Origin of the sequence: Bradyrhizobium sp. ORS 278 (assembly GCF_000026145.1) — a bacterium.
GTDB lineage: Bacteria > Pseudomonadota > Alphaproteobacteria > Rhizobiales > Xanthobacteraceae > Bradyrhizobium.
In genome coordinates, this window is sequence record NC_009445.1 from 5,742,982 (window position 1) to 5,767,493 (window position 24,512).

Genomic DNA, 24,512 nt, shown 5'->3' on the forward strand with positions numbered 1-24,512 from the left:
AGCTCCGGTTCACGGACAGCGGGCTTGAGAGCGGAATTCACCGAACCGTCGGCGGAATCGACGGCGCCGAACGGAGTTCCGTCTTCGGCGAGCACTACATCCCTGGAATTAATTTTCCGTATCCGTGTTTCTCCGGAGTACTACGCCCCTCGCCCCTAACGCATTGTTATCGCCCATGGCGAAAACTGGTTCCGCCGGGGAAACCTGCAGTGGACCAGACGCGCGTCGCTGCCGCTCCCGGACATCCGGACCAGATGAGCGCCAACGTGCATCAGCCAGAACAGCTTCCGCCTTCAGAACACTCGATCATCAGCGAACTCGAGGACGCCGTCCGCAGCGGCTCGTCCGAGAAACGTGTCAACACGCTCCGCCAGGTCACCAATCTGTTCCTGCACGATGGCGAACGCCTGAGCGAGGACCAGATCAAAGTGTTCGACAACGTGCTGTGCATGCTGGTCTCGCGCGTCGAGACCCGGGCGCGCGCCGAGCTCAGCAAGCATCTCGCCCCGGTCGATTATGCCCCGATCGACGTCATCCAGCAGCTGGCGCGCGACGACGAGATCTCGGTCGCCGAGAGCGTGCTGATGCACTCCACCCGCCTGACGGAGCACACGCTGGTCGAGGTCGCGACGACCAAGGGCCAGGACCACCTGATGGCGATCTCGAGCCGTCCGCATCTGACCGAGGCCGTCACCGACATCATCGTCGATCGCGGCGAACGCCGTGTCATCCGCAAGCTCGCCAACAACCAGACCGCCCGCTTCTCCGAGACCGGCTACTCGGGGATGATGGCGCACGCCGAGGATGACGACGAGCTGACCGAGATCATCGGGCTGCGCGTCGACCTGCCCAGCAAACACCTGCGCGACCTCCTGCGCCGCGCCACCGACTCCGTTCGCGCCAAGCTGATGGCGTCGGCGCCGCCGGCGCTGCAACAGGAGATCAAGAAGGTCCTCAAGGGGATCGCGGATGCTGCGCGCAGTGATGGCGGCCTGATCGGCCGCGACTTCACGCTGGCCGAAGAGGCGGTCAAGCGCATGAAGGGGCTGAACGAGCTGAATGACTCCGCGATCGGCTTCTTCGCCGAGACCCGCCGCTTCGGCGAGGTCGCAGCCGCGCTCGGCCTGCTCAACAACGTGCCCACCGAGATGATGGCCAAGGTGCTGGAAGGCCCGCGCACCGACATCGTCCTGATCCCCTGCCGCGCCGCCGGCCTGAGCTGGTCGGTGGTGGCGAAGATCCTGACCCACCGCCCGATCAAGCACGCCATCGACAGCGAGACCCTCAAGCTCGCCGAACGCGACTACGGCCGCCTGTCGCTCGACACCGCCCAGCGCACCCTGCGGTTCTGGATGGTGCACAACAAGGTGGAGAAGTGAGCGGGACGGGCGAGCTCCCCTGAATTGATGCATCATCCTCCGTCGCAACCTCATCCCCCGCTGTCGTCCCGGCGAACGCCGGGACCCATACCGCGTGATGCCAGTTGGCGGAGAGAGGTCGGAGTTGCCACGGGTCGTCACCACGAACGACGGTGGTTATGGGTCCCGGCGTTCGCCGGGACGACGGCTGTGTGTTTCGCAGCCAGGCGGGCTGAACCGCGATGTTTTGCTGTGGCCGTAAAAAGCCTCCGCCCTGGCCGGGACGGAGGCTTTCGATTGAGCTGATGGCCGAGAACGCGGATCCGCGTCCCGACCGCTGATCACACCCCTTAGTTCTTGCTCTTATCGACCAGCGCGCCCTTCTTGATCCAGGGCATCATGTCGCGCAGGCGGGCGCCGACTTCCTCGATCGGGTGCTGCGACAGGCGGGCGCGGGTGGCCTTGAACGAGGACTGGTTGACCTTGTTCTCGAGCATCCAGTCGCGGGCGAAGCGGCCGGACTGGATGTCGTCGAGCACACGCTTCATCTCGGCCTTGGTCTCGGGGGTGATGATGCGCGGGCCGGTGACGTACTCGCCATATTCGGCGGTGTTGGAGATCGAGTAGTTCATGTTGGCGATGCCGCCTTCATAGATCAGGTCGACGATCAGCTTCACCTCGTGGAGGCACTCGAAATAGGCCATCTCCGGCGCGTAGCCGGCCTCGGTCAGGGTCTCGTATCCGGCCTTGATCAGCTCGACCAGGCCGCCGCACAGCACCGCCTGCTCGCCGAACAGGTCGGTCTCGCACTCTTCCTTGAAGGTGGTCTCGATGATGCCAGCGCGGCCGCCGCCGATCGCCGAGGCGTAGGACAGGCCGAGGTCATGGGCATTGCCCGAGGAATCCTTGGCGATCGCGATCAGGCAGGGCACGCCGCCGCCGCGCTGGTATTCGGAGCGGACGGTGTGGCCGGGGCCCTTCGGCGCGATCATCAGCACGTCGAGATCTGCCCGGGGATCAAGAAGATTGAAATGCACGTTGAGGCCGTGCGCGAACACCAGCGCGGCGCCCTGCTTCATGTTGTCGTGCAGGTGCTCGCGGTAGATGTCGCCCTGCAGCTCGTCCGGGGTCAGCATCATCACGAGGTCGGCCCACTTGGCGGCCTCGGCGACTTCCATCACCTTGAAGCCGGCGCCTTCGGCCTTCTTGGCCGAGGCCGAGCCCTTGCGCAGCGCGATCGCGACGTCCTTGACGCCAGAGTCCTTCAGGTTCAGCGCATGGGCATGGCCCTGGCTGCCGTAGCCGACGATGACGACCTTCTTGCCCTTGATCAGGTTCAGATCGGCGTCGCGATCGTAGTAGACACGCATTGTCGTTTCCTCTTGAGAGATGCCGGAATTGGCTGAAAAGTCAGACGCTTGGGTGAGGCACGGGCGGCTGCGCCCGGACGAAATCCGGCCCGTGTCTAGAGCATTTTGGGGGCGGATGGAAACCCCGATCTCGCATGGCGGCGCCCTCCCTCATGCGTCCATGAACACGGGATAGAGCGAGGCGAGCAGCAGCACCGCCATCACGATGTTGAAGCCGCGCACCGCGCGCTCGGAGCTGAGCAGCGGCCGCAGTGCGGTGCCGAACAGGGTCCAGGTGACGGTCGATCCGATCGCCATCACGAAGCTGATCGCGACCTGCAGCGCAACATTGGCGGGAAAGCGCGCGATCGCGGCATAGGCGGTGATGGTGCTGATCACCATCACCCAGCCCTTGGCGTTGACCCACTGAAACAGCGCCGCGCCCCAGAACGACATCGGCCCGCGCGGTGTGGCCTCTTCCGGCTTGGTTGACCCGGAGAACGCGATCGCAATCGCGAGATAAATCAGATAGGCGGCGCCGAGATACTTCAACACCTGCTGCAGCACCGGATAGGTGATGAACACCGTGGCGAGTCCGACGCCGACCGCGCCGACCATGAAGGCGAAGCCGAAGCTGATACCCATCATGTGCGGCACGGTGCGGCGGAAGCCGTAGGTGACGCCGGACGACAGCAGCATGATGTTGTTCGGCCCGGGGGTGAACGACATCACGAAGGCGAAGGTCACGAAGGCGATGAGGAGCTGCTGGGACATGGCTAGCGGTCCTCGTTGAAGCCGAGCGCAGGGGGCCTCATCGTTCGAGACGCGCCGCACGCGGCGCTCCTCACCATGAGGAGTGGCAGCGAGCCAGAAAACGACTCCTCATCCTGAGGAGCCCGCCGCAGGCGGGCGTCTCGAAGGATGGCCACACGCACCGGCCACGGCCCCACGTACGGCCGAGCAATCCCGTGAGATGACGGGATGCCCCCGCCTATGTTTGCCAAGTTCGCCACCGCCTCGCGCCTAGCCCTGCCCCGCCGGCTTCTGCAGCACGTAGGTGGCGTGCATGGGGGCGTGGTAGTCCGCAGACACCATCACGAAGCCGACTTCGCTCAGCATGCGCTCCATCACCCAGGCGAAGGTCGAGTTCTCGTCGCGCATATGGGTGATGACGCTGTCGCGGGCGAGGTCGTGGTTCTTGATGTTGAAATCGGCCCATTGCTCGACCGAGCGCTCGGCGCCGTCGGGCATTGCGACGTAGACGATGTCGCGCAAGAAGAATTGCGCGCCGGGCTTCAGCGCCGCGAAGATCCGCGCCAGCGCCACCGCCTTCCAGAAGTCGGGGAGGTGATGCAGCGTGAACTCGCTGGCGATCAGGTCATAGCTCGCTGGCTCGTAAGCGAACGACAACAGCCCGGCGGAATGCATCCGCACCGCGGTACGACGGTCGCGGGTGTAGATCCTGGTCAGCGCCAGCATCGCCGGCGAGATGTCGATGGCGTCGACGACCGCGCCCATCAGCGCCGCTTCCGTCGCCAGCACGCCGTTGCCGCAGCCGATGTCGGCCACCCGCCAGCCCGGCTTGACGCCAAGCATCTTCAACGCGGCGCGCGCGCGCTCGTCGGCATCATCGCCGGAGCCGTAGATCGAGGCCACCGCATGATCGAGCCCGATCCGGTTGCGTTCGTTGTAGTACCAGTCGCGCGCCAGCATGGCTCACATCCCTTCCGGTCCCCGCCCGATCGCCGCCACGCCCGTCCTGGCGACTTCGACCAGACCGAGCGGGCGCATCAGATCGATAAACTGATTGATCTTGTCGGTGTTGCCTGTGATCTCGAACACAAAGCTTTCCGTCGTGGCGTCGATGACGCGGGCGCGGAACGCATCCGCCAGCCGCAGCGCCTCGACCCGGGGATCGCCGGTGCCGCGCACCTTGACCATCGCGAGCTCACGCTCGATGGCGCGCTTGGTCAACGTCATGTCGACGACGCGATAGACCGGCACCATGCGGTCGAGCTGGTGCTTGATCTGCTGGATCACCATCGGCGTGCCCGTGGTCACGATGGTGATGCGCGACAGATGCTTCTGGCTCTCGGTCTCGGAGACGGTGAGGCTCTCGATGTTGTAGCCGCGCCCCGAGAACAGCCCGATGACGCGCGCGAGCACGCCGGGCTCGTTCTGCACCAGCACCGAGAGCGTGTGGGTCTCGTTGGGATCGTGGCGCTCTTCGATGAAGTAAGCGGAGGCTGGCTGGTTCATTGGTGTCCCCGTGGTGTGTCTCCCGTCATGCCCGCGCAGGCGGGCATCCAGTCAACGCCGGCAGTCGTGAGACTCACGGACGCCGCGGCGTACTGGATCGCCCGGTCAAGCCGGGCGATGACAGCGGTGGGTGTGGTGAGCGGAGTGCCCATCAAGACGCTCCTGCGATGTCTTCGGCGGCCGCCGGCATCACCCAGCGCCTGAACAGGTCGAGATCGATGTTGCCGCCGGTCAGCACCAGGCCGACGCGCTTGCCGGCGAGCTTGGGCTTCTCCTGCAACGCGGCGGCGAGCGACGCCGCGCCGGCGCCCTCGGCGACATTGTGCGTGTCGGTCCAGAAGATGCGGATGGCGTCGGCAATCTCGGCGTCGCTGACCTGCACGATGCGCGACGCGCCCTTCAGGATGATCGCGAGCGCATCGGCATCCGGGCTGCGAGTCGCGAGCCCGTCAGCGTGTGTGTCGGCGCTGTTGGTGGTCACGACGGTCCGCGCCGCGAACGACAGCGCATAGGACGGCGCGCCCGTCGACTGCACGCCGACGATCTCTGTCTTCAGCCCGAGCAGGTCGCGCGCCAGGATGCAGCCGCAGATGCCCGAGCCCTGCCCGACCGACACATAGAGCACGTCGAGATCAGGCGCCGCACGCAGCAGCTCCAGCGCGTAGGTCGCGACGCCGCGGACGATGTCCGAATGAAACGACGGCACCATGTGCAGGCCTTCGCGCGCGGCGCGGCGGATCGCCTCCTCGCGCGATTCCTGGAAGTCGCTGCCATGCTCGATCAGTTCAGCCCCAAACGCGGCCATCGCCCGGTTCTTCTCGACCGAGTTGCCCTCGGGCACGTAGATCGTTACCGGCAGGCCGTTGCGGCGGCCGGCGAACGCAATGCTCTGGCCGTGATTGCCGCGCGTTGCGGTGATCAGGCCGCGGACATCCGGATGAGTTCGCTTGAGGTTGTCGACATAGACCAACCCGCCGCGCACTTTGAAAGCGCCGGCCGGCGTATGGTTCTCGTGCTTGACGACCACATGCGTCCCCAGCCGCTGCGCCAGCAGCGGCCACGCATGCGTAGGCGTCGCCGGCACGGCCATGCCGACGATCGCGTGGGCCTGCTCCAACTCTGCTAGTGTGAACACAGCCGCCTCCTCATCACGACTGTCATGCCCGCGAAGGCGGGCATCCGGTACGCTGCGGCGGTCGTGGGACTCACCACGGCCGCGGCGTACTGGATCGCCCGGTCAAGCCGGGCGATGACAGCGGAGTGTGTCGAGCGAGTTATGCCCACGATCCGTCCTCACACCAGCGCCTTGCCGCCCGCGAACGCGGCGGCGGGATCGGACGCCTCGGCCGGCAGGATCATCTCGTTGTGCGCCTTGCCCGACGGGATCATCGGGAAGCAGTTCTCGAGCGCAGCAACGCGGCAGTCGAACAGCACCGGCTTCTTGACCGAGATCATCTCCTTGATCGCGCCGTCGAGATCACCGGGCTTGCTCACCTGCAACCCAACGCCGCCATAAGCCTCGGCGAGCTTGACGAAGTCCGGCAGCGCCTCCGAGTAGGAATGCGACAGGCGATTGCCGTGCAGGAGCTGCTGCCACTGCCGCACCATGCCCATGTACTGGTTGTTCAGGATGAAGATCTTGACCGGCAGCTCGTACTGCACGGCCGTCGACATCTCCTGCATCGTCATCTGCACCGAGGCGTCGCCGCCGATGTCGATGACCAGGCTGTCGGGATGCGCGACCTGCACGCCGATCGCCGCCGGCAGGCCGTAGCCCATGGTGCCGAGGCCGCCCGAGGTCATCCAGCGGTGCGGCTCCTCGAAGCCGTAGAACTGGGCCGCCCACATCTGGTGCTGGCCGACCTCGGTGGTGATGTAGGTGTCGCGCCCGCGCGTCAGTTCGAACAGCCGCTGGATCGCATATTGCGGCATGATGACGTCGCGGTTCGGCTTGTAGGCGAGCGAGTTGCGCGCGCGCCAGGTCGCGATCTGCTGCCACCACGCCTTGATGTCCGGCTTCTTCGCTTCCGCCTTGAACACCTGCAGGATGTCGGCGAGCACGTCGCCGCAATCGCCGATGATCGGGACGTCGACGCGGATGTTCTTGTTGATCGAGGACGGATCGATGTCGATGTGGATCTTCTTCGAGTTCGGCGAGAACGCATCGGTGCGGCCGGTGATGCGGTCGTCGAAGCGCGCGCCGACGCACAGCATGACGTCGCAATCATGCATCGTCATGTTGGCCTCGTAGGTGCCGTGCATGCCCAGCATGCCCAGCCAATTGGGACCCGACGCCGGATAGGCGCCCAGCCCCATCAGGGTCGAGGTGATCGGAAAGCCGGTGACCTCGACCAGCTCGCGCAGCAACCGCGACGCGTCAGGCCCCGAATTGATGACGCCGCCGCCTGAATAGATCACCGGCCGCTTGGCGGAGGCCAAGAGCGCGACGGCCTTGCGGATCTGCATCGCGTCGCCCTTGACGCGCGGCGCGTAGGAGATGTGGACGTCGGACTTGCGCGGCGGATGATAGGTGCCGGTGGCGAACTGCACGTCCTTCGGCACGTCGACGACGACCGGGCCCGGCCGGCCCGACGTCGCGACATAGAACGCCTCGTGCAGCACCTTGGCCAGGTCGTTGACATTGCGGACCAGCCAATTGTGCTTGGTGCAGGGCCGAGTGATGCCGACGGTGTCGCACTCCTGGAACGCGTCGTTGCCGATCAGATGCGTCGGCACCTGGCCGGTGATGCAGACCAGCGGGATCGAATCCATCATCGCGTCCGCCAGCGGCGTCACCATATTGGTGGCGCCGGGGCCCGACGTCACCAGCACGACGCCCGGCTTGCCGGTCGAGCGCGCATAGCCCTCGGCGGCATGGCCGGCGCCCTGCTCGTGGCGGACCAGGATGTGCTCGACCTCGCTTTGCTGGAAGATCTCGTCATAGATCGGAAGCACTGCGCCGCCGGGATAGCCGAAGATGTGCTGCACGCCGTGGTCGATGAGCGCGCGCACGATCATCGCGGCGCCGGTCATCTGGTTCGGATCGTGGCTCTTGTCGGTCATGGTGGGCTCCGGATCGCTGTGTCTCAGCGGCTTGTCGTTAGGTCTTTCGGTTCGGTCGGGGTCGGTTCGGGCAATAAAAAAGGGCCCTGGAAGGCCCTGCGCACCGCTCGGATTTTGGATGGCCGCTAGCCATCCCCGGCGATGCGCCTGGGTACGACTACGATAAGGAGAATGGCAATAAAATTGCGCATGACGGCGAGCTGGCTTCCCAAAGGTTGCGCGAACATAACCATGGTGACCTTGATGTCAAGGCAAAGCGAGGCTCGTCAGCGCGATTTTGTCAAGGTAGCGCGGATTTTGACGTTCGGCGAGCGGTAATTTGCGACATAGCTGTCAGGTCCCGACCGACCACGGATTGATAAGCTTCAGGCGCAGGCCTTCAAAATCGCCGACGTTGCGAGTCGCAAGGTCGAGGCCATAGGCCAGTGCGATCCCCGCGATCTGCAGATCAGCGAGCTTGTTCGGAATCTGATGAAGAGCAAGTCCCCGCGCCCGGGCCTCAGCGAGCAGTGCTGCAGCCGTATGCGCCGCGGCAGCGTCGAACGCGTAGACGCGACTCCCAAACCGCCTGACTGTTCGCGTGATCGCGTTCTCCAGCGCGTCCTTGCGCTTGCCGGCGTTGAGCAGCGCGAGCCCGGCACCGAGCTCAAGGATGGTGATGCTTGAAATTGCACTGCCGGCAAAATTTGCGTCGAGCCAGCGAACGACCTCTGGTGACGGCGCTGGCCTCAGCGCCTCGGAAATCACGTTGGTATCAAGCAAGATCATTCATATTGGGCCGGCCGAACCGGTGCGGAGCGCAGTTGATCGAGCGCTTCGTCGAGGTCGATTCCTGGTCGCGAAATCGCGACCAGCCAACTTCCGAACGGCTGAGCATCATCTGGCGACTGAGCCTCTTCGCGCGCGAGCTTTTCGAGTGTCTCTCGGAGATCGGCTTCCAAGCTCTTGCCGCGGCGTTCGGCTCTGAGCCGAAGCAACTCCTTGGTCTCGTCGTCTACTTTGCGGATCAGGATATCGGCCATCATCGCCTCCGATGACTTGATATCACGATATCATCGAACCTTCAACGCTCTGACCAACCCTTTTGCTGCCTCCGGGCTCATCCACTCGAACTCCGGCAGCTGATGCCGAAACCAGGTGAACTGCCGCTTGGCATAATGCCTTGTATCGGCCTTGCCGATGGTGGCCGCCTCCTCGCGGGTGATCTCGCCCCGGAGGTAACGGATCAGCGCCGGCACGCCGTGGGCCTTCATGGCCGGCAGCAGCGGATCGAGGCCGCGGGCGGCGAGCCGCTCGACCTCCGCGAGCGCGCCCGCCTCGAGCATCGTCTCGAAGCGCGCGTCGATCCTGGCATACAGCGCCTCGCGCTCCGGCGCGATGAACAGCGCATGCGTGCGCTCCGGGGGCAGCAACGGCGGCGTGGTCTCGGCGTGCCAGTCGGCCAATGGCCGACCGGTCGCTTCGATGACCTCCAGCGCCCGGGCGATGCGGGTGCGGTCGCGGACGTTCAGCCGCGCCGCCGCCGCGGCATCGCGCCGCGCCAGTTCGGCGTGCAGCGCCTCGACACCGTCGCGATCGAGCTTGAGACGCACCGCCTCGCGAATGTCGTCCGGCACCGGCGGCACCGCCGACAATCCGCGTGTCAGCGCCTTGAAGTACAGGCCGGTGCCGCCAATGAAGACCGGCAGCCGGCCCTCGCGCCTGACCTCGTCGAGAACCTGAGCGGCATCACGGACATAATGGCCGGCCGAGTAGTTCACCGCAGCATCGACGTGACCGTAAAGCCGATGCGGGACCAGCGCCTCGTCCTCGGGTGCCGGCCGCGCCGTCAGCACCCGCAGATCGTGGTAGACTTGCATCGAGTCGGTGTTGATGATGACCGCGCCCGCTTTTTGCGCAAGTTCCAACGCCAGCGCCGACTTGCCGCTGGCGGTCGGCCCTGCGATAAGCACCGCTTTGTTGTCGCTTAGCAAAGTCACCCGATGTCTCTCGTCGCCACCTTCATCTGCAATCCCGCCGATCCCGCACTTGATACCACGATCGTGGAGGCCTTCCTGGCCGTGCTGCCATCGCCGGGCACGCCGCGCTGGCTGTTCGACGAGGTCGCGATCGACATCCCGTTCTCGCATGACGGCGAGGTCCACAAGCTCGAGGCGCGCTTGCGCGACCTGCGCGGCGACATGCCGATCGACATCGTCGTGCAGCCTGAGGCCGTCCGGCGCAAGAAGCTTTTTCTGGCGGACATGGATAGCACCATGATCGGCCAGGAATGCATCGACGAGCTGGCCGATTTTGCCGGGCTCAAATCCCACGTCGCCGCCATCACCGAACGGGCCATGCGCGGCGAGATCGCCTTCGAGCCGGCGCTGCGCGAGCGCGTCGCGCTGCTGAAAGACCTTCCGGTCAGCGTCGTCGACGAGGTGCTGGCCAAGCGCATCAAGCTCACCCCGGGCGGCCGTCAGTTGGTGATGACGATGCGCGCCCACGGCGCCTATACCTGCCTGATCTCCGGCGGCTTCACGCTGTTCACCAGCGCCATCGCCGCCAAGATCGGTTTCCAGGAGAACCGCGCCAACGAGCTTGTCATCGACGCCGGCAAGCTGACCGGCGAGGTCCGCGAGCCGATCATCGGCCGCGACGCCAAGCTCGCCACTCTCGTCGAGCTGCGCGAGTCGTTCGACCTCGACGAGATCGACACGCTCGCCGTGGGCGACGGCGCCAACGACCTCGGCATGATCGAGGCCGCCGGCCTCGGCGTCGCCTATCACGCCAAGCCCGCCGTGTCGGCCGCAGCGTCAGCCCGCATCGACCACGGCGACCTCACCGCTTTGCTCTACGCCCAGGGCTACACGCGCGATCAGTTCGTGGAGTGACGACGCTCTGGCTGTTATTCCGCTTATTTGTTTCAATCCGGCTAACTTCCGCGCAACTCCATTCCAATCTCATTCGCGATCGCCAATCAGACCATTCGTCTTGCGCATCAAGGCAGGTACGACCCTGCCATTTTAACCGCGTCACAAATCCATGAATTGTCAAATCATGTTGCATCGCATATATCGCGTATAGCGCTAGGGAGCGTCCAAGGAAACGAAAACGGTTGCATGTGATGCAGCCGATCATCGTCACAGAAGGACCTCCCGATGACCATCAAGCACATCATTCCCGCCTCTCTCGTTGCTCTCGCGCTGCTGGGCGGCGCCGCCGTCGCCGGAGAGCTGCCGAGCTACGAAGTCGGCGCGCTGCCGGCTACTCCGCACCAGCTCTCCGTCGTCGGCGCCTCCGGTGCGCAGCAGACTGTCGCAATCAACACCGACAGCGCCGTCTCCCCGCACCAGCTCGCCGTGCTCACCCAGCACCGCCGCAGCACTGCGCTGGTCGCCCCGACCACCGTCGGCAGCGTCCGCAACTAAGCGACGCGAACATCTCACGACGCGACAGGCAGCGCGCGTCTCGCCGGGCGAGACCGCGCTCCCTCTGGGACGAGATCACGGATCTCGCGCGCGGCACCAGATCATTGCCGCAGGCGGCACAGGTTGACGCCACGATTGCGCCTCGCTTGTGGTTCGTCGGATCGCGTGCGATCCCAGAGTTGACCGGCCCGATCGGGACCGCCATGTTGCATCGTGCCGTTCGCACGGCCGCCCGGTCGGATCCCGCTCTCAGCGCCGAACGCCGATCGCACTCTGAGGTGCCGCGTTGCCCGATGACATGCCGCAGCTGGACGATGGCTGCTTTCAACCGATCGACCGCGCCAAGCTGCTGGAGCCCACGCTCTCCTCACATCCGCCGCGCATTCTGCTGCTGTACGGATCGCTGCGGCAGCGCTCGTTCAGCCGGCTGCTCACCGAGGAGGCGGCGCGCATTCTCGCCCGCTTCGGTGCGGAGACGCGCAGCTTCGATCCGCACGGGCTGCCGCTGGTCGACGACGCCTGGCCCGATCATCCCAAGGTCGGAGAGCTGCACGAGCTCGTCACCTGGTGCGAGGGCATGGTGTGGTGCTCGCCGGAGCGCCATGGCGCGATGACTGGCGTCATGAAGACCCAGATCGACTGGATCCCGCTGTCGCTCGGCGCAGTCAGGCCGACGCAGGGCAAGACGCTCGCGGTGATGCAGGTCAGTGGCGGCTCGCAGTCGTTCAACGCCGTCAACCAGCTGCGCGTGCTCGGGCGCTGGATGCGCCTGATCACCATCCCGAACCAGTCGTCGGTGCCCAAGGCGTTCGCGGAGTTCGACGACGATGACCGCATGAAGCCCTCGGCCTATTACGACCGCATCGTCGACGTGATGGAGGAGCTCGTGAAGTTCACGCTGCTGACGCGCGACCGGGCGGACTATCTGGTCGACCGCTATTCCGAGCGCAAGGAGAGCGCCGAGGAGCTGTCGAAGCGCGTCAATCAGCGCTCGCTGTGAGCGGTCGGGAGGAAGAACCAGCGCGCCGCGGCGCCGGCCCAGCGTCCTCGACTTCCGATAAAAATAATCTTCTTGCTACTTTTCTGAAATCATGGTTGGATCCGCCCATCCCGCCTCACCGCAGAGGGGCGTTGCGCGCGATCGTCACGACACGCGAGGTGGGATGCGGTGGCCGCGAAAGATCGCAGCGTCCTCTCACGAGGGCGCGGACGAACGATCGCTTGCGGACGTGAAGTCGCAGCGTCCTGATACCCCGATGCTGGTGTCAAGCCGCGATGGCGCCAGAGTGTGCCGCGTGGTGATGGTGGCCAACAAGCCCGGCGCACCAGGGAGACTGCGTATAAGCGTGAAGACCATCGCGCAGGGAATGCCGGTGTGGTCCGGCTTTGCCTGTGGTACCTGCCGCCTGCATTTTTTCCCGCAGGCGGGCCATGGGTGAGGCTGTCACCCGGCATTCCCTGCGCCCTCTGCATATTCGCGAGGGACCAGTGGTCGCAGAGCTCGGGCGAGATCCGCCGCGAGAATGCGATCTCGTGGCCTCATGGATTAGTTAGCTCGCTGGTCCAGCCAGCTCTGCGCTGTTTGAGATGTGAATCGGATGTTTCCTCAATCGTGGTCCCGGACAAGCCGCGACGCGCGCAAGCGCGGTCCGGCGCCGATACGGGACCCATACGCCGCGGCGGATGTGATGGGCAAAATGCCAACGACCTGCCTGCCCCAAACCGCTCCCTGGGGTATGGATCCCGGCTCAAGGCCGGGACGACGGCGCAGTGCGGAGCTGCCGTAGGGTGGGCAAAGTGGACGCCCGCAGGGCGGTCGCGTGCCCACCATTGATCCGCAAATGCGGAAGGCAATGGTGGGCACGGCGCGTGAGAGATAGAGACAACACGCGTAGACGTGGGCGCACCTTTGCCCACCCTACGCAGCCGCGTTTGGAACGAAAGACCGCGCCCCTACTGCAAGCTCAGCGCCACGAAGCGCAGTTCGCCGTCGGCGTTGGACACCAGCAGCAGCACCGACTTCTTGCCGTCCTTCTTGAGCTGGTCGACGCGCTTCTTGATGTCGGCGCCGGAGGTGACCGCCTCCTGGGCGACCTCGACGATCACGTCGCCGGGCGACAGCCGCTTCTCGGCGGCGTCGGAGGCCTGGTCGACGCCGGTGACGACGACGCCCTTGACGCTGTCCTTGATCTTGTAGCGGGTGCGCAGATCCTTCGACAAAGCAGCAAGATCGAGCCCGAGCGCCTTCTGGGTCACCGGCTTCTCCGCCGGCTCGTCCTTCTTGATCGCCGCCTGCTGAACCTTCTCGTTGTCCTCGAGCCGGCCGAGCTTGACCTTGAGCGTCTGCTCCTGGCCTTTGCGGATGACGACGACGTCGACCTCCTTGCCGACCGCGGTGTCGGCGACGATGCGCGACAGGTCCTTCGGCTCTTTGATGTCGTGGCCGTCGAACTTGACGACGACGTCGCCCGGCTCGATGCCGGCCGGCTTGGCCGGGCCCTTGTCGTCGACGCCGGCGACCAGCGCGCCGCGCGCCGGCTTGATGTTGAGGCTCTCGGCGATCTCGTCGGTGACGCCCTGGATGCGCACGCCGAGCCAGCCGCGGCGCAGTTCGCCGAACTGGCGCAGCTGGTCGACGACGCCGGCGACGGTCTTCGAGGGCACGGCGAAGCCGATGCCGATCGAGCCGCCCGAGGGCGAAATGATCAGCGTGTTGACGCCGATGACCTCGCCGTCGAGGTTGAACAGCGGGCCGCCGGAATTGCCGCGGTTGATGGCGGCGTCGGTCTGGATGTAGCTGTCATAGGGGCCCGACGAGATGTCGCGGTTCTTGGCCGAGACGATGCCGGCGGTGACGGTGCCGCCGAGGCTGAACGGGTTCCCGATCGCGACCACCCAGTCGCCGAGCCGGAGCTTGTCGGAATCGCCGAACTTGACCACGGTGAGCTGCCGCGGCGGCTTGAACTTCAGCACCGCGAGGTCAGTCTTCTTGTCGACGCCGACCAGCTCGGCCTTGATCTTGGTGCCGTCGTTCATGATCACGTTGATCTCGTCGGCATCGGCGATGACGTGGTTGTTGGTGACCACGATGCCGCTGTCGTCGACGATGAAGCCGGAGCCGAGCGAGTTGGTGCGGCGGGGCGAATTGTCGGCGCCGCCTCGGCCGCCCGGACCGCGGCGGTTCTTGAAGAAGTCGTCGAAGAACTCCTCGAACGGCGAGCCCGGCGGCACCTGCGGATTGGCGCCGCGGCCCTCGCCTCCACCGCCCTTGGCCTCGACGGTCTGCGAGGTCGAGATGTTGACGACGGCATCGATCACCTTTTCGGCGACATCGGCGATCCCTTCCGGCCCCCGCGCCGAGGCCGGCGCCGGCACGAGCGCCCAGCCCGCGGCGAGCACTGCCGCAGTCAGGATCGGACGCAGTCGACGGCGGAAAGCAAGGGTTGCGGTCATCGGGCGGATCTCCAGAAAAGGCGGAAAATTCAACGGGTACAGTGCGCCGGAACCGGGCAGCGACGCAAGCGCGCCGGCGCGCGGCGCCCGATTCATCATTGAAGGCGACCTAATACGGCAAAATGGCACAGCCATCGCCTCACAATGGCGTTGGCCGGGCAGCGGACGGCAATCGTTGCGGCGGTCGGCGGTTCCTGTCGGGATGTGGCGCGGCGGCTGCCCCTCAGATCGGCCTGCGGATGACCCAGATCAGCACCAGGCCGGCAACCGCCGAGCCGATGCCCACCGCGCGCAGCACGTTGTCGGGGGTGGTCATGGCGGTCTTCATGGCCCGCCGCATCCATTCCGGACTCGCCGCGAACATCAGGCCTTCAAGCACGAACAGGATACCTAATCCGATGAGGAAATCGGAAAACGCAATGGACCTCATCGGACCCGGACCTCCCGTTTGACCTTCTTGATATCAGACGGGGCGAAGCAACGGCTTCGCCCCGTCCGTGTCAACTCTTATTCGCCGGCAACAACCGCCCGGCGACCTCAGGGTTTCGCGGCCTGTGCCGCCGCCGCGGTTGCGCTGGCGGCCGACGGCGTCTCCGGTCCCGCCGCCGCCTTCCCCGAGGGATTGGCGAAGTAGCGGAAGAACTCGGAATCCGGCCGCAGCAGGAAGCGGGTGTCGCCGGACTTCAGGCCGGTCTCATAGGCCGTCATCGAGCGGTAGAAGGCGAAGAAATCGGGATCCTTGCCGTAGGCCTCGGCGAACAGCCGATTGCGCTCGGCGTCGCCGGCACCGCGGGTCTGCTCGGCCTGCGAGTTCGCCTCGGCGACGATCACGGTCGCCTCGCGATCGGCCTTGGACCTGATCTCCTGCGCCTTCTGGCCGCCGAGAGCCCGGAACTCGGCCGCCTCACGTTGCCGCTCGCTGTTCATGCGATCGTAAACCGCTTGGCTGTTGGCCTCGGGGAGGTCGGCACGACGAATGCGAACGTCGACCACCTGAATGCCGTAGGCGTCAGCCTCCCGATCGAGCTGGTCGCGAATCTTGCGCATCAAGGTCTCGCGCTCGTCGCGCACGACCTGGGTGAACGTGACCTCGCCGAGCACGCGGCGCAGGGCCGCGTTGAGCAAGGTGCCAAGCTGGACGTTCGCGTTCTGGATCGTGCCGGCTCGCTGATAGAACTGCAGCGCGTTCTTGATCCGGTAGCGCGCGAAGGCGTCGACCACCAGCCGCTTCTGGTCGAAGGCGATGACCTCCTGCGACGGATTTTCGAGGTCGAGAATGCGCTTGTCGATCAGGATCACGTTGTCGATGAACGGCGCCTTGACGTTCAGCCCGGGCTCGGTGACGACATCGACCGGCTTGCCGAACCGCACAACGAGCGCCTGCTCCGTCTGTGCCACCGTGAACAGCGAGCTGTAGCCGATGACGACGAGCGCGAGGGCGATGACCAGCGCAACGATGCCTGTGACGGGGGACCTCATCGGACGCCTCCCTGCTGCGTGGTGCTCGGGGCGGCCTGGCGCCGCGGCGCGAGATCGCCGAGCGGCAGCAGCGGCACGGGACCGCCGGGGCCGCCATCGAGCACGAGCTTCTCGGAGCCGGAGAGCACGCGCTCCATCGTCTCGAGATAGATGCGTTCACGGGTCACGTCGGGCGCCTTCTTGTACTCTTCATAGACCTTCAGAAAGCGTGCGCTTTGGCCCTTGGCCTCCGCGATCGCCTGCTCCTTGTAGCCTTCGGCAACCTGCAGGATCTGAGCGGCACGGCCGCGGGCGTCGGGCACCACCTTGTTGGCGTAGGTCTGGGCCTCGTTCTGCGCTTTTTCCAAGTCAGCTCGCGCGGCCTGCACGTCACGAAACGCCGCAATCACCTGCGCCGGAGGGTCGACCTTCTGCATCTGCACATTGTCGACCTGGATGCCCGAGCCATAGTTGTCGAGCGTCTTCTGCATCAGCTCCAGCACGCTCTGCTCGATCTGCGTGCGCGCGCCGGTGAGCACCGGCTGAATGTTGGACCTGCCGATCACCTCGCGCATCGCGCTTTCGGCGACCGCCTTGACGGTCCCTTCGGGGTTCTGGATGTTGAACAGGAAGTCGGCAGCGCCCTTCGGCTTGATGCGCCACAAAACGGTCAGGTCGACATCGACGATGTTCTCGTCGCCGGTGAGCATCAAGCTCTCCTCCGGCACGTCGCGCCCGCTGCGGCCACGGCGGCCGGGATCGTCATTGGCGGTGAAGCCGATCGAGATCGAGTTGACGCGGAGCGCCTTGGGCAGCAGCACGGTCTCGATCGGATAGGGCAAATGGTAACGCAGACCGGGCTGCTCGTCGCGGACATATTTGCCGAACCGGAGCACCACGCCGAGCTCTTCGGACTGCACCCGGTAGAAGCCGGACAGCAGCCAGATGACAATCGCACCGAGCACGATCAGGAGGACGCCGACGGAGCCAAAGCCGCCCCCGGGGATGAACTGTTGGAGCCGGTCCTGGCCGCGGCGCAGAAGATCTTCCAGGTCGGGGGGCCTTGGACCGACCGGTTGCGGTCCCGAGCCCCAGGGTCCCTTCGGACCCGGACCCCACGGGCCTCCGCCCTGATTCTTCCACGCCATCGATCGATCTCCTCCGAGAGGCTGATACTGCAAAGACGCCGGCCCCCGACGGCGGCCGGTTTATAAGGGACGGCCCCGCCCCTTACAACGTAGCGCTCCAGCTAAGCCCGAACCCGGTTTTGTCAATGTAAACAGCGCGCCAAGCGCTGGTTTGCCGCGGCTGGACAGGGCCACCGCGGCCAAACAACGCGACTTCATCATTAACGGATGGTCTTGAAGGGGCGGCAGGGACTTTGCGGGCAGGTGCCGGTCAGCGCTTCCGGCGATAGGTGACGTAAGAGAAGTCGGCCTGATCGTCCGGCCCCGACGCGTGACGCTCGCGCGCCACCTCCTCCCACTGCGCCGGATCGATCGCCGGAAACAGCGTGTCGCCCGGCGGCCGCGCGTGGACCTCGGTGATCTCCAATCTGTCGGTCAATGGCAGGGTCGCCGTATAGATCTCGGCGCCGCCGACGATGGCGATTTCCGCGGCCGAACGCCGCAGCGCATCGCCCCGCGCGACGGTGAGCGCTTCGGCGATGCGGTGAGTCACGATGGCGCCCGCGGCGCGAAACGCGGCGTCGCGGGTGACGATGATGTTGGTCCGACCCGGCAACGGCCGGCGAGGAAATGACACGAAGGTCTTGCGGCCCATGACGATCGGCCGTCCCATGGTCAGCGCCTTGAAGCGCTGCATGTCGCTCTTCTGCCGCCAGGGAATGGCGCCGGCAGCGCCGATCACGCCGTTCTCGGCGACCGCGACGATCTGCACGATCTCGATCATGGGGCTCTTTCGGCCAGTTGCGTCAGCGCGGGCCCGGTGACCTTGCAGAGCTTCCAGTCGTCCATCAGCTCGGCGCCGAGCGACTTGTAGAAGGTGATCGACGGCGCGTTCCAATCGAGCACCGACCATTGCATCCGGGCCCAGCCCTTCGCGACGCAGGTGCGGGCGAGATGGCCAAGCAGGGCCTGGCCGATGCCGTTGCGGCGGAACACCGGCCGCACGAACAGGTCCTCGAGATAGATGCCGGGCTTGCCGGCAAACGTCGAGAAGTTGACGAACCAGACCGCGAAGCCCGCCACGGCGCCATTCCACTCGGCGAGATCGCAGAACAGCGTCGGGTGATCGCAGAACAGCGCGGCGGCAATGTCGGCCTCGGAGGCGACCACCTCTTGCGAGAGCTTCTCGTAATCGGCGAGTTCGCGGATCAGCGCGAACACGACGCCGATGTCGGAAGGCTTGGCGCTGCGGATCGTGACCGGCATGCGCTAGACCGCGACCTCGGCCTTGATGTGCGGATGCGGATCGTAGCCGGCGAGCGCAAAATCCTCATAGCGGAAGGCGAAGATGTCCTTCACGTCGGGATTGAGCGTCATGGTCGGCAGCGGCCGCGGGGTTCGGCTCAGTTGCAGGCGGGCCTGCTCGATGTGGTTGGAATAGAGATGCACGTCGCCGAACGAGTGCACGAACTCGCCGAGCTTCAGCCCCGTCACTTGCGCCACCATCATCGTCAGCAGCGCATAGGAGGCGATGTTGAAGGGCACGCCGAGGAAGACGTCGGCCGAGCGCTGATAGAGCTGGCAGGACAGCTTGCCATTGGCCACGTAGAACTGGAACAGGCAGTGGCACGGCGGCAGCGCCATCTTCTCGACGTCGGCCGGATTCCACGCGGTGACGATCAGCCGGCGCGAATCCGGGTTGCGCCGGATCATGTCGACGACATTGCTGATCTGGTCGATCTGGCCGCCGTCCGACGTCGGCCAGGAGCGCCACTGGTAGCCGTAGACGGGACCGAGATCGCCGTTGGCATCGGCCCACTCGTCCCAGATGGTGACTCCGTGGTCGTGCAGATATTTGATGTTGGTGTCGCCCTTCAGAAACCACAGCAGCTCGTGCACGATCGCCTTCAGCGGCAACCGCTTGGTGGTGACCATCGGGAAGCCGGCGGCGAGGTTGAAGCGCATCTGATGGCCGAACACGGACAGCGTGCCGGTGCCGGTGCGGTCGTGCTTCTGCGCGCCATCGGACAAAATGCGTTCGAGCAGGTCGTGATACTGGTGCATGGCCGGCGACGTCTGGGTTTGTGAAGGTGCAGGTTTAGCGGACCCGCTTTGCCGCCGACAGTCCCGGCCGCCAGAGCCCCCTTCGCCATAGAAATATGCTGGGGAAAAGCCGATCGCCAGGGCCGGATGGGCCACCATGGAACCGGGCGGCTACCCCTCGACGAACACCTCGTCGCGCTTGCGGCGGAGCGCCGGGAGGACCGCCAGCACCAGCAATGCGCCGGCGACGGCCAGCAGCGCGGCCGACAGCGGACGCGTGACGAACACCGACCAGTCGCCGCGCGAGATCTGCAACGTCCGGCGCAGGTTCTCCTCCATGAGCGTGCCCAGGACCATGCCGAGCAGCAGCGGCGCCGGCTCGAAATCGTGCTTGATCAGCCAGTAGCCGAAAAGGCCGAAGGCACCGGCCAGGATCACGTCGACCGGCGCGTTGTTGATCGAGTAGATGCCGATCGCGCAGAACACGACGATCGAGGGGAACATGAGCCGGTACGGCACGCGCAGAAGGCGCACCCAGATGCCCACCAGCGGCAGGTTGATGATGATCAGCATCAGATTGCCGATCCACATCGAAGCGATCATGCCCCAAACGAGGTCCGGCTGCTTCTGCATCACCTGCGGTCCCGGCTGGATGCCATGAATCGTCATCGCCCCGACCATCAGCGCCATCACGGCATTAGGCGGGATGCCGAGCGTCAGCAGCGGAATGAAGGACGTCTGCGCGGCCGCGTTGTTGGCGCTCTCCGGCGCGGCGACGCCGGCGATGGCGCCGCGGCCGAAGCGCGAGGGATCGCGCGCGATCTTCTTCTCGAATGTGTATGCCGCGAACGACGCGATCACGGCCCCACCCCCGGGCAGGATGCCGAGGATCGAGCCGAGCACGGTGCCGCGGAAGATCGCGGGCGCCGATTCGACGAGGTCTTTCCGCGTCGGCATCAGCCCGGTGATCTTCTGCTGCACCAGCTCGCGATCCGCCTCGGAACCGCTGTCGAGGTTGCGGATGATCTCGGCGAAGCCGAACACGCCCATGGCGACGGTGGCAAAGCCGAGCCCGTCGGCGAGCTCGGGGATGTTGAACGACATGCGCGAGGCGCCGGTCTCGAGATCGGCGCCGACCATCGACAGCAGCAGACCGAGCGCGATCATCGCCACCGCCTTGAGCACGCTGCCCTTGGCCAGCACGACCGCGAAGATCAGGCCCAGCACCATCAGCGAGAAATACTCGGCCGGCCCGAACAGCAGCGCCAGCTTGGTCAGCGGCGCGCCGAGCACCGCGATCAGCACGGTCGCGGCACAGCCGGCGATGAACGAGCCGATCGCCGCGATCGACAGCGCCGGGCCCGCACGGCCCTGCTTGGCCATCTGGAAGCCGTCGAGCGTGGTGACGACGGAGGTCGCCTCGCCGGGAATGTTGACGAGGATGGACGTGGTCGAGCCGCCATATTGGGCGCCGTAATAGATGCCGGCGAGCATGATGAGCGCGCCGACCGGCGGCAGGCCGAAGGTGATCGGCAGCAGCATCGCCACAGTGGCGATGGTGCCGATGCCCGGCAGCACGCCGACCAGCGTCCCCACGAGGGCGCCGACCAGGCAGAGCAGCAGGTTGATCGGGCTGAGGGCGACGGCGAAGCCGTGGGCCAGGTTCGCAAACAGATCCAGCATGCCGTCCTCACTGCACCAGGAAACGCGGGAACAACGGCATCGGCAGGCCCAGCACGTAGGGAAACAGTAGCGCGCAGCCGAGCGTCAGGACCACGCCGACGATCAACGTTTCACCCCAGCGGGTCTCGGACGTGCCGAGTGCCGCAATCAGGAAGCTCGCAAGCGCCGCGACGATCAATCCGAGCGGCCGGATCGCCACGGCAAAGCTCAAAATGGCGAGCGATACGAACAGCGGGCCGCGCCAATGATAGACCTGAAGCGCGGGTCCCTCGGTCGCAAGGCCGATCACGGCCACCGCAGCCCCCATCCCGAGCAGAAGCACGCCCAGCATGCGCGGCGCCGTACCAGGGCCGAACGTGAAGCCGCGCATGCCCGACAGATCGCTGGCGGCCCACAATGCGAACAGGGCGATCGCCATCAGCGCGACGCCACCGAAATAGTCCTGCGGCGCGCGCGGACGCGCCAGGAAGGTGAATAGCGCGATGGCGACCAGCGGATAGGTGTAGATCAGCACGAGCAGCGCATCCGACCGCAAGTTGATCTTGCCACCCTCCGTCCACTGGCGAAGCAGCACAGGCAGCGAATCGACCAGGGCCGCGCCATGCGCCGAGATCACCTGCAGCGGAGACCGTGCGGAGACCGCGGCGACCAGGCCGGCGACGGAGATGGCAAGCTCGATGAGTTGCGGCGCGAAAGCGAGCAGCAGAATGATCAAAGCGCCGGTGACGTTGCGCGCGGATGGCACGCTGGCCGCCCCGCCCGACAACTGGCCCGTGGTCTCGGCCATGTCCTCGCCCTCCCCGATCGGCCTTGATGGCCGGGATTGTTTTCGTTTGGCCGGCCCGGCAAGCGCCGGACCCGCGTTCATTTTGCCTAACGGCTTTCCCTAGAGAAGGCCAGCGAAACCGAGACAGCCGCCCGCCGCCAACAGCCACAGCGGATTGAGCCGCGTGACGGAGGCAATCACGGCCGCGATGACGGTGAGCGCAACCGCGCGCCATGACTGGTCGGACGACAGCCCGAGAATCCAGCCGCTCGCGGCCATCAGGCCGATCGAGAGCGGCACCAGGGCCGATTGCACCATCGCGGGCCAGCGCGCACCATGCGCATTGGAGAGCCAGCGGCTGACGAGGTAGGTGAGAACGGCCGTCGGACCGCACATTGCGATCGTTGCAACTGCCGCACCTGCGACGCCTGCGACCGAGTAGCCGATCAGCGTGACGATCAGAACGTTGGGACCGGGCGACAATTGCGACAGCGCGAACACGTCGGCGAATTGCTTGTCGGTCATCCAGTGCTGGACGTCGACCGCGATACGATGCAATTCCGGAATGGCGGCGACGGCGCCGCCGACCGCGAACAGCGAAATCAGGGCGAACGTCCAGAACAGCTGGAACAGCGGATTGTCATCGCCGCTCATCGCACCCACCTTGCCTTCGCGAAGGTGACGGCAAGGCTCAGTGGCACGGCGACCAGGAGCACCGCCTGAAGCGGCAGCCGAGCCAGTCCGATGGCGATGAACACCGCGGTCATGAGCAAGAGCCCGATCACGTCGCTCTTCTTCACAAGCGGCGACACCATCCGGAAGACCACCGAGGCCAGCAGGCCGACGGCCGCGCAGGACACGCCCGCGAGCGCGCGCCTCAGCCCTTCCGCCTGCCCCGAATGATCATACAGCGCGGCCAGCGCCGTGATCAGCAGCATCGGCGGCCCGAGCAGGCCGGCGAAGGCGGCAATCCCGCCGGGAATGCCGCGCAGGCGCGCACCGAACACCATCGCCAGGTTGACGATGTTGGGTCCTGGCATGAAATGGCACAGCGCGAAGGTCTCGTTGAACTCCTCCGCTGTCATCCAGCGATGCTCGTCCACGATCGCGCGGCGCGCGAACACCAGCACGCCACCGAAGCCGGACAGCGACATTTTCGCAAATGCGAAAAAGAGAGTGCGAAGGCTGGGAGGGCTGTTGACGATATCGGCTGCAGGAGCGGCCGCCGGCGCAATCTCGGAGGACATGCAGCACTCTAGGAGGACAAAATCCGGCCTGCCAAGATCGAACGGGCGGTTCCCCGCACCGGCCCACATTTTTGTCGCCGCCCGCGGCGTCTGGGCTCTGTGCATCGGCCCGCGGGCGGCCTATATAGGGGACGCCGGCTTGCCGGCTATGGAAATAAATCGCCGTCGAAATAAACCATTCGGACCCGGGGGCGGTACCCGGCGCCTCCACCAAAGCCCGTCCCGTCGAGTGGCTGAGACGGGTTTTGGCGGGGGCGAAATAGGATCGACGAGGGCGTAAAGGGCGAGCTTTTTCCCGGTATTGTTCCGCCGTTATCGGGCTACTGCAATAGTTGCCAACGACAACTTTGCTCCGGTTGCTCAGGCTGCGTAACGCAGTTTGAAAGACCACCTTAAAGTCCTAACGGGTTAAGCTCCGTTAGGCGGGGTTCGGAGGCACCTGGCAACAGAAGCCTCCACTTTCATCCGACGCGCCGGCACGACCGCTTCAGGGAGCCCTTCATGGGAGCCGATCTCCCCAACTTTTTGATAGCCTCTCCCCGTTCATTCCTTCATTGACCCGACTTCCGTCGGCTTCTACCGGTTCCCATATCTCACATCGGCTTGGCTGCTGACCTCCGTGGCAAGCCGGAGTACGATGGGCCCGGATACGAGTCGCGGATGCTGCTGCCCGCGGCGCGGCATTCCGACGCGGGCGAAGCACGGCCCACACGACACAGGACCGACCATGGCGACCGATCATATTCGATACGATGTGCTTGCGCGCGACGCGCTGCGCGGGGTTCTGCGCCGGGTTCTGACGGACGCCGCCACGCATGGCCTCCCCGGCGAGCATCATTTCTTCATCACCTTCGTATCCAAGGCCGAGGGCGTGAAGCTGTCGCCGCGGCTGCTCGCGCAATATCCCGACGAGATGACGATCATCCTGCAACACCAGTTCTGGGATCTGGTCGTGACCGAGGACCGGTTCGAGGTCGGCCTGTCGTTTGGCGGCATCCCTGAGCGCCTCGTGGTGCCCTTCCACGCCATCAAGAGCTTCTTCGATCCCTCGGTGCAGTTCGGCCTGCAGTTCGAGCCGTCGGAGGCGATCGCGGAAACCCCGGCTGCGCCGAAATTGCCGGCAGCTCCGATGCCGTCTGCCGTCCCGGCCATTCTTCCGACCTCGGCCGCCAAGACAAGTGATCAGACAAGCGACAAGGCAGGCGACAACCTCGCTGACGACGAGCCGGCCCCTCCGCCGTCCTCGGGCGAAGGCGCTGAGGTGGTCCGCCTCGATCGATTCCGCAAGAAGTAGGC

General features: G+C 65.6%; 25 protein-coding genes and 1 other RNA gene. 6 read left to right on the top strand and 20 right to left on the bottom strand.

Annotation, left to right across the window (positions count from 1 at the left end; translation table 11 throughout):
- Window positions 1-266 precede the first annotated feature (266 nt).
- Entirely contained in the window at window positions 267-1,379 is a 1,113-nt protein-coding gene (locus BRADO_RS25840) for a DUF2336 domain-containing protein (RefSeq protein WP_041757734.1), read from the top strand.
- A gap of 329 nt (window positions 1,380-1,708) precedes the next feature.
- Here the strand turns inward: BRADO_RS25840 and ilvC are convergent, their stop codons facing one another.
- The 9 genes from ilvC to miaA form a co-directional block, all read right to left on the bottom strand.
- Entirely contained in the window at window positions 1,709-2,728 is a 1,020-nt protein-coding gene (ilvC, locus tag BRADO_RS25845) for a ketol-acid reductoisomerase (protein WP_012029143.1), read from the bottom strand.
- Between the two features lie 150 nt (window positions 2,729-2,878).
- Entirely contained in the window at window positions 2,879-3,481 is a 603-nt protein-coding gene (locus tag BRADO_RS25850; protein ID WP_012029144.1) for a LysE family translocator, read from the bottom strand.
- 249 nt (window positions 3,482-3,730) lie between these two features.
- Window positions 3,731-4,420, bottom strand: coding sequence for a class I SAM-dependent methyltransferase (locus BRADO_RS25855; RefSeq protein WP_012029145.1), 690 nt, complete (start codon window positions 4,418-4,420; stop codon window positions 3,731-3,733).
- A 3-nt stretch (window positions 4,421-4,423) separates the two neighbouring features.
- Window positions 4,424-4,966, bottom strand: coding sequence for an acetolactate synthase small subunit (ilvN, locus tag BRADO_RS25860; RefSeq protein ID WP_012029146.1), 543 nt, complete (start codon window positions 4,964-4,966; stop codon window positions 4,424-4,426).
- 151 nt (window positions 4,967-5,117) lie between these two features.
- Window positions 5,118-6,101: a threonine dehydratase gene (locus BRADO_RS25865; RefSeq protein ID WP_012029147.1), complete on the bottom strand. Its 984-nt coding sequence runs from the start codon at window positions 6,099-6,101 to the stop codon at window positions 5,118-5,120.
- Window positions 6,102-6,259: 158 nt separating this feature from the next.
- Window positions 6,260-8,029, bottom strand: a complete 1,770-nt coding sequence (locus BRADO_RS25870; protein WP_012029148.1) for an acetolactate synthase 3 large subunit — start codon at window positions 8,027-8,029, stop codon at window positions 6,260-6,262.
- 333 nt (window positions 8,030-8,362) lie between these two features.
- A complete protein-coding gene (locus BRADO_RS25875) occupies window positions 8,363-8,797 on the bottom strand; it encodes a PIN domain-containing protein (RefSeq protein ID WP_012029149.1) in 435 nt (144 codons plus the stop codon).
- Window positions 8,794-9,054, bottom strand: coding sequence for a plasmid stability protein y4jJ (locus BRADO_RS34325; RefSeq protein ID WP_244422893.1), 261 nt, complete (start codon window positions 9,052-9,054; stop codon window positions 8,794-8,796). The genes BRADO_RS25875 and BRADO_RS34325 overlap by 4 nt, the downstream gene beginning before the upstream one ends.
- A 27-nt stretch (window positions 9,055-9,081) precedes the next feature.
- On the bottom strand, window positions 9,082-10,008 hold the full coding sequence (miaA, locus tag BRADO_RS25885; RefSeq protein WP_012029150.1) for a tRNA (adenosine(37)-N6)-dimethylallyltransferase MiaA: 927 nt from the start codon (window positions 10,006-10,008) through the stop codon (window positions 9,082-9,084).
- Window positions 10,009-10,011: 3 nt separating this feature from the next.
- On the opposite strand from miaA, the gene serB reads away from it, so the two are divergent.
- The 3 genes from serB (at window position 10,012) to arsH (ending at window position 12,439) form a co-directional block, all read left to right on the top strand.
- Complete coding sequence (gene serB, locus BRADO_RS25890; protein WP_012029151.1) at window positions 10,012-10,902, top strand: phosphoserine phosphatase SerB; 891 nt, start codon at window positions 10,012-10,014, stop codon at window positions 10,900-10,902.
- A gap of 267 nt (window positions 10,903-11,169) precedes the next feature.
- Entirely contained in the window at window positions 11,170-11,439 is a 270-nt protein-coding gene (locus BRADO_RS25895; protein WP_012029152.1) for a hypothetical protein, read from the top strand.
- Window positions 11,440-11,737: 298 nt separating this feature from the next.
- Window positions 11,738-12,439, top strand: coding sequence for an arsenical resistance protein ArsH (gene arsH, locus BRADO_RS25900; RefSeq protein ID WP_173363513.1), 702 nt, complete (start codon window positions 11,738-11,740; stop codon window positions 12,437-12,439).
- A 953-nt stretch (window positions 12,440-13,392) separates the two neighbouring features.
- On the opposite strand, the gene BRADO_RS25905 is transcribed toward arsH, so the two are convergent.
- The 11 genes from BRADO_RS25905 to BRADO_RS25955 all read right to left on the bottom strand — a co-directional run bounded on the left by BRADO_RS25905 (window position 13,393) and on the right by BRADO_RS25955 (window position 23,216).
- A complete protein-coding gene (locus tag BRADO_RS25905) occupies window positions 13,393-14,892 on the bottom strand; it encodes a Do family serine endopeptidase (protein ID WP_012029155.1) in 1,500 nt (499 codons plus the stop codon).
- 223 nt (window positions 14,893-15,115) lie between these two features.
- On the bottom strand, window positions 15,116-15,322 hold the full coding sequence (locus tag BRADO_RS25910; RefSeq protein ID WP_008960820.1) for a DUF2065 domain-containing protein: 207 nt from the start codon (window positions 15,320-15,322) through the stop codon (window positions 15,116-15,118).
- A 107-nt stretch (window positions 15,323-15,429) separates the two neighbouring features.
- Window positions 15,430-16,371 (bottom strand): protease modulator HflC, encoded by a 942-nt coding sequence (gene hflC, locus BRADO_RS25915; protein ID WP_012029156.1) that lies wholly within the window; start codon window positions 16,369-16,371, stop codon window positions 15,430-15,432.
- A complete protein-coding gene (gene hflK, locus BRADO_RS25920; protein ID WP_012029157.1) occupies window positions 16,368-17,498 on the bottom strand; it encodes an FtsH protease activity modulator HflK in 1,131 nt (376 codons plus the stop codon). Before hflK ends, hflC begins: the two co-directional genes overlap by 4 nt.
- A 250-nt stretch (window positions 17,499-17,748) precedes the next feature.
- Entirely contained in the window at window positions 17,749-18,261 is a 513-nt protein-coding gene (locus BRADO_RS25925; RefSeq protein WP_012029158.1) for a dihydrofolate reductase, read from the bottom strand.
- Window positions 18,258-18,743 carry a GNAT family N-acetyltransferase gene (locus tag BRADO_RS25930; RefSeq protein WP_012029159.1) on the bottom strand — a complete coding sequence of 162 codons (486 nt, stop codon included), beginning with the start codon at window positions 18,741-18,743 and terminating at the stop codon, window positions 18,258-18,260. Before BRADO_RS25930 ends, BRADO_RS25925 begins: the two co-directional genes overlap by 4 nt.
- Before the next feature lie 3 nt (window positions 18,744-18,746).
- Window positions 18,747-19,541 carry a thymidylate synthase gene (locus BRADO_RS25935; RefSeq protein WP_012029160.1) on the bottom strand — a complete coding sequence of 265 codons (795 nt, stop codon included), beginning with the start codon at window positions 19,539-19,541 and terminating at the stop codon, window positions 18,747-18,749.
- Between the two features lie 150 nt (window positions 19,542-19,691).
- Window positions 19,692-21,203, bottom strand: a complete 1,512-nt coding sequence (locus tag BRADO_RS25940) for a tripartite tricarboxylate transporter permease (protein ID WP_012029161.1) — start codon at window positions 21,201-21,203, stop codon at window positions 19,692-19,694.
- Between the two features lie 7 nt (window positions 21,204-21,210).
- Window positions 21,211-21,990 (bottom strand): tripartite tricarboxylate transporter TctB family protein, encoded by a 780-nt coding sequence (locus BRADO_RS25945; RefSeq protein WP_012029162.1) that lies wholly within the window; start codon window positions 21,988-21,990, stop codon window positions 21,211-21,213.
- 99 nt (window positions 21,991-22,089) lie between these two features.
- Window positions 22,090-22,623 carry a chromate transporter gene (locus tag BRADO_RS25950; RefSeq protein ID WP_012029163.1) on the bottom strand — a complete coding sequence of 178 codons (534 nt, stop codon included), beginning with the start codon at window positions 22,621-22,623 and terminating at the stop codon, window positions 22,090-22,092.
- The gene (locus tag BRADO_RS25955; protein ID WP_012029164.1) at window positions 22,620-23,216 is read right to left on the bottom strand and encodes a chromate transporter; all 597 of its coding nucleotides are present in this window, start codon (window positions 23,214-23,216) and stop codon (window positions 22,620-22,622) included. Before BRADO_RS25955 ends, BRADO_RS25950 begins: the two co-directional genes overlap by 4 nt.
- Window positions 23,217-23,310: 94 nt before the next feature.
- On the opposite strand from BRADO_RS25955, the gene ssrA reads away from it, so the two are divergent.
- Together ssrA and BRADO_RS25960 are read left to right on the top strand one after the other, a co-directional pair.
- Window positions 23,311-23,676: a transfer-messenger RNA gene (ssrA, locus tag BRADO_RS33520) on the top strand.
- A gap of 267 nt (window positions 23,677-23,943) precedes the next feature.
- Window positions 23,944-24,510: an SspB family protein gene (locus BRADO_RS25960; RefSeq protein WP_012029165.1), complete on the top strand. Its 567-nt coding sequence runs from the start codon at window positions 23,944-23,946 to the stop codon at window positions 24,508-24,510.
- Window positions 24,511-24,512: the final 2 nt, after the last annotated feature.

Coding starts and splice junctions, on each gene's coding strand:
- BRADO_RS25930 (WP_012029159.1), bottom strand. CDS start 18,743: ATGCCGGTCACGATCCGCAGCGCCAAGCCTTCCGACATCGGCGTCGTG.
- BRADO_RS25850 (WP_012029144.1), bottom strand. CDS start 3,481: ATGTCCCAGCAGCTCCTCATCGCCTTCGTGACCTTCGCCTTCGTGATG.
- hflK (WP_012029157.1), bottom strand. CDS start 17,498: ATGGCGTGGAAGAATCAGGGCGGAGGCCCGTGGGGTCCGGGTCCGAAG.
- ilvC (WP_012029143.1), bottom strand. CDS start 2,728: ATGCGTGTCTACTACGATCGCGACGCCGATCTGAACCTGATCAAGGGC.
- BRADO_RS25950 (WP_012029163.1), bottom strand. CDS start 22,623: ATGAGCGGCGATGACAATCCGCTGTTCCAGCTGTTCTGGACGTTCGCC.
- BRADO_RS25955 (WP_012029164.1), bottom strand. CDS start 23,216: ATGTCCTCCGAGATTGCGCCGGCGGCCGCTCCTGCAGCCGATATCGTC.
- arsH (WP_173363513.1), top strand. CDS start 11,738: ATGCCGCAGCTGGACGATGGCTGCTTTCAACCGATCGACCGCGCCAAG.
- BRADO_RS34325 (WP_244422893.1), bottom strand. CDS start 9,054: ATGATGGCCGATATCCTGATCCGCAAAGTAGACGACGAGACCAAGGAG.
- BRADO_RS25925 (WP_012029158.1), bottom strand. CDS start 18,261: ATGATCGAGATCGTGCAGATCGTCGCGGTCGCCGAGAACGGCGTGATC.
- BRADO_RS25905 (WP_012029155.1), bottom strand. CDS start 14,892: ATGACCGCAACCCTTGCTTTCCGCCGTCGACTGCGTCCGATCCTGACT.
- BRADO_RS25870 (WP_012029148.1), bottom strand. CDS start 8,029: ATGACCGACAAGAGCCACGATCCGAACCAGATGACCGGCGCCGCGATG.
- hflC (WP_012029156.1), bottom strand. CDS start 16,371: ATGAGGTCCCCCGTCACAGGCATCGTTGCGCTGGTCATCGCCCTCGCG.
- BRADO_RS25855 (WP_012029145.1), bottom strand. CDS start 4,420: ATGCTGGCGCGCGACTGGTACTACAACGAACGCAACCGGATCGGGCTC.
- ilvN (WP_012029146.1), bottom strand. CDS start 4,966: ATGAACCAGCCAGCCTCCGCTTACTTCATCGAAGAGCGCCACGATCCC.
- BRADO_RS25910 (WP_008960820.1), bottom strand. CDS start 15,322: ATGAGGTCCATTGCGTTTTCCGATTTCCTCATCGGATTAGGTATCCTG.
- BRADO_RS25935 (WP_012029160.1), bottom strand. CDS start 19,541: ATGCACCAGTATCACGACCTGCTCGAACGCATTTTGTCCGATGGCGCG.
- BRADO_RS25895 (WP_012029152.1), top strand. CDS start 11,170: ATGACCATCAAGCACATCATTCCCGCCTCTCTCGTTGCTCTCGCGCTG.
- BRADO_RS25960 (WP_012029165.1), top strand. CDS start 23,944: ATGGCGACCGATCATATTCGATACGATGTGCTTGCGCGCGACGCGCTG.
- BRADO_RS25875 (WP_012029149.1), bottom strand. CDS start 8,797: ATGATCTTGCTTGATACCAACGTGATTTCCGAGGCGCTGAGGCCAGCG.
- serB (WP_012029151.1), top strand. CDS start 10,012: ATGTCTCTCGTCGCCACCTTCATCTGCAATCCCGCCGATCCCGCACTT.
- BRADO_RS25945 (WP_012029162.1), bottom strand. CDS start 21,990: ATGGCCGAGACCACGGGCCAGTTGTCGGGCGGGGCGGCCAGCGTGCCA.
- BRADO_RS25940 (WP_012029161.1), bottom strand. CDS start 21,203: ATGCTGGATCTGTTTGCGAACCTGGCCCACGGCTTCGCCGTCGCCCTC.